At 72.9% G+C, this 13769-nt stretch carries 11 protein-coding genes and 1 pseudogene; 7 read left to right on the top strand and 5 right to left on the bottom strand.

Translation table 11 applies throughout. The annotated features are described in order from the left end of the window. Positions 1-8 precede the first annotated feature (8 nt). Both OG393_RS03875 and OG393_RS03870 read right to left on the bottom strand, forming a co-directional pair. Positions 9-2405, bottom strand: a complete 2397-nt coding sequence (locus OG393_RS03875) for a Tex family protein (RefSeq protein WP_327373140.1) — start codon at positions 2403-2405, stop codon at positions 9-11. A 147-nt stretch (positions 2406-2552) separates the two neighbouring features. Beyond that, positions 2553-3416, bottom strand: a complete 864-nt coding sequence (locus tag OG393_RS03870; RefSeq protein WP_327373139.1) for an SCO6745 family protein — start codon at positions 3414-3416, stop codon at positions 2553-2555. A gap of 188 nt (positions 3417-3604) precedes the next feature. Here OG393_RS03870 and OG393_RS03865 point away from each other — a divergent pair, with 188 nt between their 5' ends. Both OG393_RS03865 and OG393_RS03860 read left to right on the top strand, forming a co-directional pair. Beyond that, complete coding sequence (locus tag OG393_RS03865; RefSeq protein ID WP_327373138.1) at positions 3605-4582, top strand: GlxA family transcriptional regulator; 978 nt, start codon at positions 3605-3607, stop codon at positions 4580-4582. A 173-nt stretch (positions 4583-4755) separates the two neighbouring features. Further along, positions 4756-5436 (top strand): DJ-1/PfpI family protein, encoded by a 681-nt coding sequence (locus OG393_RS03860; protein WP_327373137.1) that lies wholly within the window; start codon positions 4756-4758, stop codon positions 5434-5436. Here OG393_RS03860 and OG393_RS03855 read toward each other — a convergent pair. Next, entirely contained in the window at positions 5420-6163 is a 744-nt protein-coding gene (locus OG393_RS03855) for an enoyl-CoA hydratase/isomerase family protein (RefSeq protein WP_327373136.1), read from the bottom strand. The genes OG393_RS03860 and OG393_RS03855 overlap by 17 nt on opposite strands. 212 nt (positions 6164-6375) lie before the next feature. Between OG393_RS03855 and OG393_RS03850 the strand changes: the two are divergent. Beyond that, a pseudogene (locus OG393_RS03850) lies at positions 6376-6858 on the top strand (ATP-binding protein); the annotation flags it as partial. A gap of 148 nt (positions 6859-7006) precedes the next feature. Here OG393_RS03850 and idi read toward each other — a convergent pair. Both idi and OG393_RS03840 read right to left on the bottom strand, forming a co-directional pair. Then, positions 7007-7630, bottom strand: coding sequence for an isopentenyl-diphosphate Delta-isomerase (gene idi / locus OG393_RS03845; protein WP_327373135.1), 624 nt, complete (start codon positions 7628-7630; stop codon positions 7007-7009). Positions 7631-7981: 351 nt separating this feature from the next. Then, positions 7982-8923, bottom strand: a complete 942-nt coding sequence (locus OG393_RS03840; RefSeq protein WP_327373134.1) for a cation diffusion facilitator family transporter — start codon at positions 8921-8923, stop codon at positions 7982-7984. A 443-nt stretch (positions 8924-9366) separates the two neighbouring features. On the opposite strand from OG393_RS03840, the gene OG393_RS03835 reads away from it, so the two are divergent. Genes OG393_RS03835 through OG393_RS03820 form a run of 4 tightly spaced genes read left to right on the top strand, consistent with a single transcriptional unit; the run spans position 9367 to position 13757 of the window. Further along, positions 9367-11217 (top strand): DUF5941 domain-containing protein, encoded by a 1851-nt coding sequence (locus OG393_RS03835; protein ID WP_327378296.1) that lies wholly within the window; start codon positions 9367-9369, stop codon positions 11215-11217. Beyond that, entirely contained in the window at positions 11214-11951 is a 738-nt protein-coding gene (locus OG393_RS03830) for a phosphocholine cytidylyltransferase family protein (RefSeq protein ID WP_327373133.1), read from the top strand. Before OG393_RS03835 ends, OG393_RS03830 begins: the two co-directional genes overlap by 4 nt. Then, positions 11939-13000 carry an iron-containing alcohol dehydrogenase family protein gene (locus OG393_RS03825; RefSeq protein WP_327373132.1) on the top strand — a complete coding sequence of 354 codons (1062 nt, stop codon included), beginning with the start codon at positions 11939-11941 and terminating at the stop codon, positions 12998-13000. Before OG393_RS03830 ends, OG393_RS03825 begins: the two co-directional genes overlap by 13 nt. Next, positions 12978-13757, top strand: coding sequence for a CDP-alcohol phosphatidyltransferase family protein (locus OG393_RS03820; RefSeq protein WP_327373131.1), 780 nt, complete (start codon positions 12978-12980; stop codon positions 13755-13757). The genes OG393_RS03825 and OG393_RS03820 overlap by 23 nt, the downstream gene beginning before the upstream one ends. Positions 13758-13769 lie beyond the last annotated feature (12 nt).

Here is a 13769-nt window from a genome sequence, read left to right as displayed (position 1 = left end):
ACCCGGCGTCAGCGACCCTGCCGCTTGCCCCCGCCGCCTTCGTTCAGCAGACCCGCCTTCCGCAGGGCGTCCGCCATCGCGCTGTTCGCCGGGGCCGCGGCCTGGCCCGTGCGGCCCTGCCCGCCGCCCTGGCCGCCCTGACGCCCGCCGCCCGAGCGGCGCTGCTGCGGCGGCCGGCCACCGCGCTCGCCGCGCTCGCGTCGGGGCGCGCCCGCCCCCGCGTCCGCCGTCGCCTCGTCCTCCAGGCGGAGCGTCAGCGAGATCCGTTTGCGCGGGACGTCCACGTCCAGCACCTTCACCTTCACCACGTCGCCGGGCTTCACCACGTCCCGAGGGTCCTTGACGAAGGTCTTCGACATCGCCGAGACGTGCACCAGCCCGTCCTGATGGACGCCGATGTCCACGAAGGCACCGAACGCGGCGACGTTCGTGACCACGCCCTCCAGGACCATTCCGGACACCAGGTCGCCGATCTTCTCTACGCCTTCCTTGAAGGTCGCCGTCCGGAAGGCCGGCCGCGGGTCCCGGCCCGGCTTCTCCAGCTCGCGCAGGATGTCCGTGACCGTCGGCAGACCGAAGTGCTCGTCCACGAAGTCGCCCGCCCGCAGTGACCGCAGCACCGCGCCGTTGCCGATCAGCGAGGCGACCTCGGCGTTCGTCGACTTCACCATCCGCCGCACCACCGGGTACGCCTCCGGGTGGACGGACGACGCGTCCAGCGGGTCGTCGCCGCCCCGGATCCGCAGGAAGCCGGCGCACTGCTCGTACGCCTTCGGGCCGAGCCGTGCCACGTCCTTCAGGGCCCGGCGCGAACGGAACGGGCCGTTGGTGTCCCGGTGCGCCACGATGTTCTCGGCCAGGCCCGCGCCGATGCCCGACACTCGCGAGAGCAGCGGGGCGGAGGCCGTGTTGACGTCGACGCCGACGCCGTTCACACAGTCCTCGACGACCGCGTCCAGCGAGCGCGACAGCTTCACCTCGGACAGGTCGTGCTGGTACTGCCCGACCCCGATCGACTTCGGGTCGATCTTCACCAGCTCCGCCAGCGGGTCCTGGAGCCGCCGCGCGATCGAGACGGCGCCCCGCAGTGACACGTCCATGTCGGGCAGTTCCTGCGAGGCGAACGCGGACGCGGAGTACACCGAGGCGCCCGCCTCCGAGACCATGACCTTGGTCAGGTTCAGCTCCGGATGCGCGGCGACGAGTTCGCCCGCCAGCCTGTCGGTCTCGCGGGAGGCCGTGCCGTTGCCGATGGCCACCAGCTCGACCGCGTGCTCCTTCGCCAGCCGGGCGAGCTTCGCCAGCGCCTCGTCCCAGCGGTTGGCCGGTACATGCGGGTGGATGACGTCCGTGGCCACGACCTTGCCGGTCGCGTCGACCACGGCGACCTTCACACCCGTACGGAAGCCCGGGTCCAGGCCCAGCGTGGCCCGTGTCCCGGCCGGGGCGGCGAGCAGCAGGTCGCGCAGGTTGGCGGCGAAGACGCGTACCGCCTCGTCCTCCGCCGCGGTGCGCAGGCGCAGGCGCAGGTCGATGCCGAGGTGCACCAGGATCCGGGTCCGCCAGGCCCAACGGATCGTATCCAGCAGCCACCGGTCACCGGGACGCCCGCGGTCCGCGACACCGAAGCGGTGCGCGACCGTCCCCTCGTACGAGGACGGGCCGGGCACGTCGGACGGCTCCTCGGGCTCCAGCTCGAGCGTGAGCACGTCCTCCTTCTCGCCGCGCAGCATCGCGAGGATCCGGTGCGAGGGCAGTGCGGTGAACGGCTCGGCGAAGTCGAAGTAGTCGGCGAACTTCGCGCCCGCCTCCTCCTTGCCCTCGCGGACCCGGGCCGCCAGCCGGCCCCGGGCCCACATCCGCTCCCGCAGCTCGCCGATCAGATCCGCGTCCTCGGAGAACCGCTCCGTCAGGATGGCGCGGGCCCCGTCCAGCGCGGCCTGCGGATCACCGACGCCCTTGTCCGCGTCGACGAAGGCCGCCGCAGCGGCGGCCGGAGCCACCGACGGATCGGCGAGCAGCCCCTCCGCCAGCGGCTCCAGGCCCGCCTCACGGGCGATCTGCGCCTTGGTGCGCCGCTTGGGCTTGAAGGGCAGGTAGATGTCCTCGAGGCGGGCCTTGGTTTCGGCCTCGCGCAGCCGCGCCTCCACCTCCGCCGTCAGCTTGCCCTGTTCGCGGACGGATTCGAGGATGGCGGTCCGCCGGTCCTCCAGCTCCCGCAGGTAGCGCAGCCGCTCCTCGAGCGTGCGCAGCTGCGCGTCGTCGAGCATCTCGGTCGCTTCCTTGCGATAGCGCGCGATGAACGGCACGGTCGAGCCGCCGTCGAGCAGTTCGACGGCCGCCCTCACCTGTCGCTCGCGTACGCCGAGTTCCTCGGCGATCCTGCTTTCGATGGACGTCGTCACGGTGTCCCGACTCGCCTTCTCGTGCCTCAAGCTTGCGACTGCATTCTGCCGGGTCGCCCGCCGGAATGCCGCACACACCCCGTTCCGCGCGCGGCGCCCGCCCGCCCCGCCGTCCCGGGACGACCCCGCCCCGCGAGGCGGCCGTGCTCAGCCCTTGCCGTTGAGGTCCGAGGGGAAGGCGCCCGCCAGGAAGGCGGTGTCGCGGAACGCCTTGCCGAGGGCGGTCAGGCGCTCGACCCCGGCCGCGCCGAGACGCTCGTAGGGTGCGGCGTCCAAGCGGTCGGTGTGCTCCTCCACGGCGTCCCGCAGCGCGGCGCCCTCGGCCGTCAGTTCGCCCTCGGCGCCGAGGAGCCCGCGCTCCCGCAGCCGTCCGGCCGCAGCCTCCCAGTCGGCGCGCCTCCAGCCACGGCTGCCGAGCACCCAGCGCGGGTTCATTCCCATGCCGGTGGCGGTGTGGCTGACCAGCGCCTCCAGCGGGTCGAGACCGGCGTTGACAAGAGCCACCAGGTGACCGTCCCCGCGGTGCTCGCGCAGCAGCGTGGCGGCGTGCCAGTACGCCAGGTGCGGTTCCTCGGGCACCTCGAGATCGGCGTGGCCCGAGTAGAGCGGGCGGGCATGCCGGCTGCAGGCATCGGTGGCGCGCAGGGCCAGTTCGGCGGCCTCGGCCATCTCCGGCGAGGCGATCGTCTCCTTGCCGAGCAGGCGCCGCAGGGTGCTGTCCGCGGCCCGCAGCCGGGCCGCGAGCACCTCCCGCGGCGGTGCGACGTCCCACACGGACGGCAGGTGCCGGGCGAGCAGCTCGACGTTGTAGTTGTAGAAGGCCGCGGCGACGGTGCCCGCGCCCACGGCGCCCATCGCGGCGCTGCGCGAGGCCAGCCGCATCGCCGACGCGTCCTCGAAGCCGAGGGCCTGGAACTCCCGGTCCAGGTCGGGCGAGAAGTACACCGTGGAGTGCAGCGGATTGAGGACGTGGTGGCAGCGGCGTCCCGCGCGGGGCGGCAGAGAGGTCATGTCCGCACGTTACCGACTGGTTGGTATGACCGGAACCCCTGGGGTGGGACTGGGGCTGCGGGGCGGGGCCGACCTGTTTGGGGTGGCCGGAGGCGGCGCCCCGGGCCTCGCGGCGCCCGCCGGCGAGGGCAGGAAAGGTGGGTTGTTCGTCATTGCGGCCGTCCACTCCCGCGGCGAAGGATGGAGCCATGACGAAGCGACCCGTGCTCGCCGTGCTCTTCGACGACGTGCAGAGCCTGGATGTCACCGGACCGGTGGAGGTGTTCGCCGGAGCCGGCCGCCATGCCGGACGGGACGTGTACCCGATCCGGACCGCCTCGCTCGACGGCGGCCCGGTCCGCACCACGAGCGGCCTGCGGCTGCTCCCGGACACCACCCTCGCCGGCGCGGCGGACGGTGAGGCGCCGCACACCCTGCTCGTTCCCGGCGGGGAGGGCACCCGGCGTCCCGACCCGCGGCTGATCGACTGGCTGCGGGAGAACGCCCCGCGCGCCGAGCGTCTGGTGTCGGTGTGCTCGGGCGCCTTGCTGCTCGCCGGGGCCGGACTGCTCGACGGCCGCCGGGCGACCACGCACTGGGCGGTCTGCGACCACCTCGCGCGGTGCTATCCACGGGTCGCGGTCGAGGCGGAGCCGATCTTCGTCCGGGACGGATCGGTCTCCACCTCGGCCGGTGTCACCGCGGGCATCGACCTCGCGCTCGCCCTGGTGGAGGAGGATCTCGGTCGCGACTCGGCGCTCGCCATCGCCCGCCACCTGGTGGTGTTCCTGCGCCGCCCCGGCAACCAGGCGCAGTTCAGCGCCCAGCTCGCCGCCCAGACCGCTCGGCGCGAACCGCTGCGCGACCTCCAGCAGTGGATCACCGAACACCCCGGGGACGACCTCTCCGTCGAGTCGCTGGCCGCCCGGGTGCGGCTGTCTCCCCGCCACTTCGCCCGCGCCTTTCAGGCGGAGACGGGCGTCACCCCCGGCCGCTACGTCGACCGGGTCCGGATCGAACACGCCCGGAGGCTTCTGGAGGAGACCTCCGACGGGGTCCGCGAGGTCGCCAGGGCCGCCGGATACGGCACGTCCGAGGCCATGCGCCGCGCCTTCGCGAAGGCCCTCGGCAGCACGCCGGGGGAGTACCGTCGCCGCTTCCACGCCCCGGTGGCGACCGCTCGCTGACCGCGCGCGGGCCGAAGCCCGCCCCGTCCGTCGTTTGCCGCACCCGCGCGGCGACCGCCCCGCACGGTGCTCACCGGACACCCGGTGGCGGTGCGCGCTGCCCCGAAGCCCGCTGCCCCGAAGCCCGAAGCCCGAAGCCCGAAGCCCGAAGCCCGAAGCCCGAAAGGCCAGCCATGCGCATCGCCGTCCTGCTGTACGACCGCTTCACCGCCCTCGACGCCGTCGGCCCCTACGAACTCCTCGCCCGTCTCCCCGGATCCGAGTGCGTGTTCGTCGCCAAGGAGACCGGCGCCGTACGCAACGACCAGGGCACCCTCGCCCTGCGTGCCGACCGGTCCCTCGCCGAGGTCCCCGATCCGGACATCGTCCTGGTGCCCGGCGGCCCCGGCTCGCGCGAGGCCATGGCCGATCCGGAGATCCTCGACTGGCTGCGTGACGCGGACGCCTCCAGCACCTGGACCACCTCGGTCTGCACCGGCTCGCTGGTCCTGGCCGGTGCGGGCCTGCTGTCCGGACGGCGGGCGACCTCCCACTGGCTCGCGCTCGACGAGCTGGTTCCGCTCGGCGCCGAACCCACCGGGGAGCGGGTCGTCTTCGACGGTAAGTACGTCACCGCCGCGGGTGTCTCCGCCGGCATCGACATGGCCCTGCACCTGCTCGGCCGGATCGCGGGCGACGCCACGGCGCAGACCGTGCAGCTCCTGACCGAATACGACCCGCAGCCGCCCTACGACGCCGGTTCGCCCGACAAGGCACCGGCCGCGATCGTGTCGCGCTGGCGTGACCGTGCCGAGCGGGTCCTCGCCCGGGAGGACCCGCTCGGGTCCGGGGCCGGGGTCACGTCCCGTAGGTGAAGTCGGGCGCGCGGCGCTCCAGGAAGGCGGCGACCCCCTCCGCGGTGTCGCCGCTGTGGCGCGCCTGCTCCGCCCAGTGCGCGTCGCGGTCCGTACGGCCGTCCGCGAACTCCTTGGCCGCTGCCTGGGTCAGCCGTGAGCGCGCGGCCAGGACACGGGTGAAGCCGGCCACCCGCTCGTCCAGTCCACCGGCGGGCAGCACCTCGTCGACCAGTCCGGTGCGCAGCGCCCGTTCCGTGTCGATCAGTTCGCCCGAGAACAGCAGGTACTTGGCCGTCGACGGCCCGACGAGCGTGGCCAGGCGTCGGGTCGATGAGGCGGGGTACACGATGCCGAGCTTCGCCGGGGTGACGCCGAACCGTGCTCCCTCCTCGGCGAACCGCAGGTCGCAGGCCGCGGCGAGCTGGCTCCCGCCGCCCACACAGTAGCCGCGGACGGCCGCGAGCGTCGGCTTGGGGAACCGCGCGAGCGACTCCTCGGCCCGAACGGCGAGGGCCTGCTGCTCGTCACCCGGTTCCCGCAGCGTCGAGATGTCCGCGCCGGCGCAGAAGGTCCCGCCCTCACCGGTCAGCACCAGGGCCCGGACCGCGGGGTCGGCGGCGAGCGGGCCGAGCAGCTCGGGAAGCGCCCGCCACATCGAGGCCGTCATCGCGTTCCGTTTCGCGGGGTGCGAGATGACGAGGGTGGCGACGCCGTCGGCGACGCGCTGCTTCAACTGCGGCTCCATGGCCGGATGCTATCCGGACAGCCCGTACGGCGGATCGTGGGCATGGTCACGCCTCTCGCGCCGGTACCACGGTCCTCCGAAGCCGTCAGAAGCAGCTCAGGAACGGTCGAACAGCTGACTCGGCCACACGCACCTGGTCGAAATCGGTCGATAAGTTTTTACTTCTGGTCAGTATGCCGGTCTGGCCCCGAGCATTCCCAAGACTCGACCCCGTGGCGACAATCGAGCACGAGGGCGGTAGCAGAACCACGGGGAGCCGCGGGAGCGTTCCCGCGCGGCCACCGTCCTACGAAGGGGTCTGGCGCTTCACCGCTCCCGCGGTCGACGTCTCCGTTCCGCAGGCCCGGCGCGCCGTGCGCGACCTCCTGGTCCGTCAGGGTGTCCCCGTCGACGAGGACACCGCGCAGGGGCTGCTCCTGATCGTCTCGGAGCTGGTCACCAACGCGGTCAAGCACGCAGCCCTGCTCTCCCCGGAGGTCGCGGTGGAGGTGGCCATCGGTGCCGAGTGGATCAGGTTGTCCGTCGAGGACAACCATCCCTACCGGCCCAAGGCGCTGGAGGCGGACTACGGACAGACCGGTGGCCGGGGCCTGCTCCTGGTGCGGGAGACCGCGCTGGCGGCGGGCGGTGTCTGTGACGTCGAGCACACCGCGAGCGGCGGAAAGATCATCTGGGCCGCGCTGCCGCTGGTCCCGCGCGAGCCGGGTCCCGCGTCCGCGGTGGTGCCGGAGACGCTTCCGGAGCCGGGGGCGCTGCCCGCCCCCGGGGCCGTACCGGTGGCCGACGCGGCCCCCGGACCCGCCGGTCCCGGACCCGCCGGTCCGGGAAACGTTCCGTCCGGTCTCACCAGCCCCCGGCCGGACCTGTCAGCTCCCTGACCGCCGGGCGCGCCGCGTCCAGGACCGTCATGAACCAGGCGGAGAAGGGTGCGGTGGCGTGGCGCTCGGCCAGCTCCCCGGCCGTCACGAACGCGGTCTCCCCGATCTCCTCGGGGTCCGGGCTCGGCTCGGCCTGCACCATGCCGACGAAGAGGTGGTTGTACTCCTGCTCCACCAGGCCCGACGCCGGGTCCGGGTGGTTGTAGCGGACCGTGCCCGCCTCCGCGAGCAGCGAGGGCGAGACGCCCAGCTCCTCGTAGGTGCGCCGGGCGGCGGCGGCGAACGGCGCCTCGCCCGGGTAGGGGTGTCCGCAGCAGGTGTTCGACCAGACCCCGGGGGAGTGGTACTTGCCCAGGGCGCGGCGCTGGAGCAGCAGCCGCCCCGACGCGTCGAAGAGGAAGACGGAGAACGCCCGGTGCAGCTGCCCCGGAGCCTGGTGGGCGGCGAGCTTCTCCGCCGTCCCGACGGTGTTGCCGTCCTCGTCGACCAGCTCCAGCATGATCGGCGCCTCGGCGCCCTTCGCGGACGCCGCGTTCGACGGGAGTCCGTTCGGCGAGCTCTGTGCCGCGGTGGCTGGTGTGGTCGGCATACCCATCCTTCGCTTCGGTCCTCGGCCCGGGTGAGGCCCCCTCAGTCTGCCGTACAAAAGCGGCTTGTCCGTACTTCGGCGGCCGGACATCACCGCTCCCGCCCCCACCGGAGTACATCGGGCCGGACCGGAGCGGCGGTGGACCCGGGCGCCGGACGCCGTCGGACCGTGCGCGGTTCCCCCTGGCCGGGCAACGGAGCCGCCCGGGGGTGCCCCCCATCATGGCAGGGCCGAACCCCCGGAAACTGGCCTGATCCCGTATGCGGACAGCTGTGCGAACCCGGACCCTCCGCCCGGCCGGGGCGGCGCCGGGCCTCGGAGCCTGTCGGGTGGCCTTCGGCCGCCAGGCTCTCAGAGGCAGAGCCCGGCCTCGTGCGCCGCGTGACCGGCCGGCTCCAGCTGGAAGGTGCAGTGCTCCACGTCGAAGTGCGAGCCCAGGCAACCCTGGAGGTCGTGCAGCATCTTCTCGTGCCCCACCGCGTCCAGCGCGGCCTGGTCCACCACCACGTGGGCGGAGAGCACGGGCATCCCGGAGGTGATCGTCCAGGCGTGCAGGTCGTGGACGTCCTCCACGCCCGGCAGCGCCAGGATGTGCGCCCGGACCTCCGTCATGTCGACGCCCTTCGGTGCCGACTCCAGCAGTACCTCCAACGTCTCGCGCAGCAGCTTCACCGTCCGCGGCACGATCATCAGGCCGATGACGATCGAGGCGATCGGGTCCGCGTAGGTCCAGCCGGTGGCCAGGATGACGCCCGCCGAGATGAGCACCGTCACCGAGCCGAGCGCGTCCGCGAGCACTTCCAGGTAGGCGCCGCGCACGTTGAGGCTGTCCTTCTGGCCCCGCACCAGCAGCGAGAGCGAGATCATGTTGGCGACCAGGCCGACGAGCGCGAACGCGATCGTCAGGCCGCCTCGGGTCTCCACCGGTTCGATGAACCGCTGGACCGCCTCGTACAGCACGTAGCCGCCGACGCCGAGCAGCAGCAGGCAGTTGGCCAGTGCCGCGAGGATCTCGGCCCGCGCGAAGCCGAAGGTGCGGTTCGCCGAAGGCGGCCGGTTGGCGAAGTGGATCGCCAGCAGCGCCAGCGCCAGGCCGACCGCGTCCGTCGCCATGTGTGCCGCGTCGGCGATCAGCGCCAGCGAGTCGGCCACGAGTCCGCCGACGATCTCGACCACCATCACGGAGAGCGTGATCGCCAGCGCGATCCGCAGCCGCCCCCGGTAGGCGGCGGCGGCCGTGCCGGTCGGCGGCGGCCCTCCGTGCTGGTGCCCGTGGTCGTGTCCAGCCCCCATGCCAACGCCTCCCGGTCGTGTTCGTCCGCGTGCCCCGACTCGCAAGTGAACTACGGGTGGGGGGTATCTGCAACACGGCACTGAACACCGTTGTCATATGCTCTGACCTGCGGAGACGGACACAGGTCGGCGGTCCGGCGACCTCCCGCCGCGACACCGGGAGCCGTACCCGAAGCCGCCGACGCAGGGCGGGACCCGGGCGTGGTTTGTGAGGCGGGGCGCCGATCGCTCATGATGATCGCCGTACGGAGACGCGTACCCGGGCCGATGCCGGGAAGCCCCGGGGAGTCCTCCCCGCAAAGCCTCGGTGAACTCGCGCTTTCGTCCATCCGATAGCCTCAGCCGACGTGCCGCCGCCCGGTGCCGGGCCGCATCACCGTGCCCGAGGCCGTCCGCCCGTGGCCCCGAGGGTCCGCCCGTCAGCTCCAAGGAGTGAGTTCGTCCTGTCGACCGCCATCCTCACCGGCCAGCCGGCACCCGGATCGTCGCTCGACGGCGATCTGAGGTCGCTCGGCTTCGACGTCAAGGTCGCCTCCGGTCCGCAGGAGGCGACCGTGCTGCTGGCCACCGTCCCGGCCGGCGAGCGGGTCGCGCTCGTCGACCCCCGGTTCGTCGGACACCGCCACGCCCTGCGTCTGGCCCTCACCGACCCCCGTTTCCCCGCCGCCGCCGTACCCGGCGTGCTCGGCGCGCGGCCCGAGGCTCGTGCCGCGCTGGCCCGCGCGCTGACCGGCGCCCCCGTCGCCGTACCCGGCCCCGCCGCCACCCCCGCCCCGGCCGCCGGGCAGGACGCGCCGGACGACAGCCTGCCCGGTGGTGTCGCCGCCGCCCTCGAAGCCGACGGCGTCCCCGTCCACCGGCCCGCGCTCGGCACCCTCGTCGCCGCCGTCCCGGCCGACGCCGGGGCCGCTCACGCCGCCCGCGCCGCCGTCGACGCCGTCGACGACGAGGCCGTGCGCCTGCGCTCCGCCGTGAAGGCCCACGACGGCTTCTTCACGACCTTCTGCGTCAGCCCCTACTCGCGCTACATCGCCCGCTGGTGCGCCCGTCACGGACTGACCCCCAATCAGGTCACCACCGCCTCACTGGTCACCGCGCTGATCGCGGCGGGCTGCGCCGCGACCGGCGAGCGCGGCGGCTACGTCGCCGCCGGCGTCCTGCTGCTGGTCTCCTTCGTCCTGGACTGCACCGACGGGCAGCTCGCCCGCTACGCGCTCCGCTACTCGACGATGGGCGCCTGGCTCGACGCCACCTTCGACCGCGTCAAGGAGTACGCGTTCTACGCGGGACTCGCCCTCGGCGCCGCACGCGACGGGGGCGACGTCTGGGCCCTGGCGCTCGGCTCGATGATCCTGATGACCTGCCGCCACGTCGTGGACTTCTCCTTCAACGAGGCCAACCACGACGCCACGGCGAACACGAGCCCCACGGCGGCCCTCTCCAGCCGGCTGGACGACGTCGGCTGGACCGTCTGGCTGCGCCGGATGATCATCCTGCCGATCGGCGAGCGCTGGGCGCTGATCGCGGTCCTCACCGCCCTCACCACCCCGCGGATCGTCTTCTGGGTGCTCCTCGTCGGCTGCGCCTTCGGCGCCCTCTACACCACCGCCGGCCGCGTCCTGCGTTCCCTGCCCCGGAAGACGGGGGGTCCCGCCCGCGGGCGGACGGACCGGGCCGCCCGGGCCCTCGCGGACCTCGCCGACTCCGGACCCCTCGCCGAGCTCCAGGCCCGCCTGCTGCACGGCCGGACCGGCGCCGCCGGCCCGCTCTACGTCGCCGCGCTCGGCGCCCTGCTGATGGTCGGCGGCGCGCTCTTCGTCCCCTTCGGCGACCCGCGCCTGATCGCCGTCGCCGTGCTGTACGCCATGACCGCCGGCCTTGCCGTGGCCCGCCCCCTGAAGGGCGCCCTCGACTGGCTCGTCCCCCCGTTCTTCCGCGCCGCCGAGTACACCACCGTCCTGGTCCTCGCCGTGAAGGCGGACGCCGACGGAGTGCTGCCCGCCGCATTCGGGCTGGTCGCGGCGGTCGCCTACCATCACTACGACACGGTGTACCGCATCCGCGGCGGCACCGGCGCGCCGCCCGCCTGGCTGGTGCGCACCCTCGGCGGTCACGAGGGCCGCACCCTCGTGGTGACCGTCCTCGCCGCCCTGCTCGCGAGCCGCGGCGACGACTTCACCCTGGCGCTCACCGCTCTCGCGGTCGCCATCGCGCTGGTGGTGCTCGCGGAGTCCATCCGCTTCTGGGTGTCCTCCGGAGCACCCGCCGTACATGACGAAGGAGAAACAGCATGATTGGCCTTGTTTTGGCAGCCGGTGCCGGACGGCGTCTGCGCCCCTACACCGACACGCTCCCGAAGGCCCTCGTGCCGGTCGACGGCGACACCGCGGTCCTCGACCTGACCCTGAAGAACTTCGCGGAGGTCGGCCTCACCGAGGTCGCCATCGTCGTCGGCTACCGCAAGGAGGCCGTGTACGACCGCAAGGAGGCCCTGGAGGCCCGGTACGGCGTCAGCATCACGCTGATCGACAACGACAAGGCCGAGGAGTGGAACAACGCCTACTCCCTGTGGTGCGCCCGTGAGGTCCTGAAGAAGGGCGTCATCCTCGCCAACGGCGACACCGTGCACCCGGTCTCCGTCGAGAAGACCCTGCTCGCCGCGCGCGGCGAGGGCCGGCGGATCATCCTCGCCCTCGACACGGTGAAGAACCTCGCCGACGAGGAGATGAAGGTCATCACCGCCGAGGGCAAGGGCGTCCGGAAGATCACCAAGTTGATGGACCCGGCGACCGCGACCGGCGAGTACATCGGTGTCACCCTCATCGAGCCCGAGGCCGCCGAGGAGCTCGCCGACGCCCTCAAGGCCACCTTCGAGCGCGACCCCGACCTGTACTACGAGGACGGCTACCAGGAGCTCGTGAACCGCGGCGTCACCATCGACGTGGAGCCCATCGGCGACGTCAAGTGGGTCGAGATCGACAACCACGACGACCTGGCGAAGGGCCGTGACATCGCGTGCCAGTACTGACCCGGCTCATCCCGTCGCCGGTCGTCGTCGACATCCGCCGAGGAGCGCTGGACGACCTGTCGGCGCTCCTGGCGGACCAGCGGATCTCCAGCAACGGCCGCATCGCCGTCGCCATCAGCGACGGCTCCGGCCTGAAACTGCGTGACCGGTTCGCCCCGGAGCTCCCGGGTGCCGACTGGTACCCGGTCGGCGGCGGCACCATCGACGCCGCCGTCAAGCTCGCCGACGCCATGCGCGGCAAGCGGTACGACGCCGTGGTGGCCCTCGGCGGCGGCAAGATCATCGACGTGACGAAGTACGCGGCGGCCCGGGTCGGGCTGCCGCTGGTCGCCATCGCCACGAACCTGTCGCACGACGGCATCTGCTCGCCGGTCTCCACCCTGGACAACGACAACGGCCGCGGCTCCTACGGCGTACCGACCCCGATCGCGCTGGTCATCGACCTCGACGTGATCCGGGACGCCCCGGCGCGCTTCGTCCGCTCCGGAATCGGCGACGCCGTGTCCAATCTCTCCGCCATCGCGGACTGGGAACTCTCCCACCGGGAGACGGGCGAGCCGGTCGACGGTCTGGCCGCGGCCATGGCCCGCAGCGCCGGTGAGGCGGTGCTCCGCCACCCCGGCGGCGTCGGCGATGACGACTTCCTGGTCACGCTCTCCGAGGGCCTGGTCATGTCCGGTATCGCCATGTCGATCAGCGGGGACACGCGCCCGTCCTCCGGCGCCTGCCACGAGATCAGCCACGCCTTCGACCTGCTGTACCCCCAGCGCGCGGCCAGCCACGGCGAGCAGTGCGGCCTCGGCGCGGCCTTCGCGATGCACCTGCGCGGTGCCGCGGACGGCTCGCTGCGGATCGTCGAGACGCTGCGCCGCCACGGGCTCCCCGTCCTGCCGGAGGAGATCGGCTTCAGCGTGGACGAGTTCGTCCGCGCGGTGTCCTTCGCCCCGCAGACCCGGCCGGGCCGCTTCACCATCCTCGAACACCTCGACCTGTCCGACGACCAGATCAGGGACGCGTACGCCGACTATGCAAAAGCCATCGGTAGCTGAGCTCCGGCCGGTCGTTCACCCTCCGGGCGTGAAGGACCGGCGGAGCGGTGAGCACTGGGCCGGCCGGCTCTACATGCGGGAGATCTCGCTGCGCGTCGACCGCCACCTGGTGAACACCCGGGTCACGCCGAATCAGCTGACCTACCTGATGACCCTGTTCGGCGTCCTCGCCGCCCCGGCCCTCCTCGTGCCGGGTGTCTGGGGCGCGGTCCTCGGCGTGCTCATGGTCCAGCTCTACCTGCTGCTCGACTGCGTCGACGGCGAGGTCGCGCGCTGGAAGCAGCAGTTCTCGCTCGGCGGCGTCTACCTTGACCGGGTCGGCGCCTACCTGTGCGACGCCGCGGTCCTGGTCGGTTTCGGCCTGCGCGCCGCCGACCTGTGGGGCACCGGACGGATCGACTGGCTCTGGGCGTTCCTCGGCACGCTCGCGGCCCTCGGCGCGATCCTGATCAAGGCCGAGACCGACCTGGTCGGCGTGGCCCGGCACCAGGGCGGGCTGCCGCCCGTGCAGGAGGCGGCGTCCGAGCCGCGCTCGTCCGGCATGGCACTGGCCCGCAAGGCCGCCGCCGCGCTGAAGTTCCACCGACTGGTGCTCGGGGTCGAGGCGTCCCTGCTGATCCTCGCCCTGGCGGTCGTGGACCAGGTGCGCGGCGATCTCTTCTTCACGCGGCTCGGTGTCGCCGTGCTCGCCGGTATCGCGATGCTCCAGACCGTGCTGCACCTCGTGTCGATCTTGGCGTCGAGCCGGCTGAAGTGAGGACCCGCGTGA

This window comes from Streptomyces sp. NBC_01216 (assembly GCF_035994945.1).
Taxonomy (GTDB): Bacteria; Actinomycetota; Actinomycetes; order Streptomycetales; family Streptomycetaceae; genus Streptomyces.
This window is presented reverse-complemented; position numbering and strand designations above follow the sequence as displayed.

What these genes read in the sequence shown, in the direction of transcription:
- OG393_RS03870 (WP_327373139.1), bottom strand. Translation starts at nt 3,416, where the DNA reads ATGACCTCTCTGCCGCCCCGCGCGGGACGCCGCTGCCACCACGTCCTC.
- OG393_RS03840 (WP_327373134.1), bottom strand. Translation starts at nt 8,923, where the DNA reads ATGGGGGCTGGACACGACCACGGGCACCAGCACGGAGGGCCGCCGCCG.
- OG393_RS03855 (WP_327373136.1), bottom strand. Translation starts at nt 6,163, where the DNA reads ATGGAGCCGCAGTTGAAGCAGCGCGTCGCCGACGGCGTCGCCACCCTC.
- OG393_RS03865 (WP_327373138.1), top strand. Translation starts at nt 3,605, where the DNA reads ATGACGAAGCGACCCGTGCTCGCCGTGCTCTTCGACGACGTGCAGAGC.
- idi (WP_327373135.1), bottom strand. Translation starts at nt 7,630, where the DNA reads ATGCCGACCACACCAGCCACCGCGGCACAGAGCTCGCCGAACGGACTC.
- OG393_RS03820 (WP_327373131.1), top strand. Translation starts at nt 12,978, where the DNA reads ATGCAAAAGCCATCGGTAGCTGAGCTCCGGCCGGTCGTTCACCCTCCG.
- OG393_RS03860 (WP_327373137.1), top strand. Translation starts at nt 4,756, where the DNA reads ATGCGCATCGCCGTCCTGCTGTACGACCGCTTCACCGCCCTCGACGCC.
- OG393_RS03830 (WP_327373133.1), top strand. Translation starts at nt 11,214, where the DNA reads ATGATTGGCCTTGTTTTGGCAGCCGGTGCCGGACGGCGTCTGCGCCCC.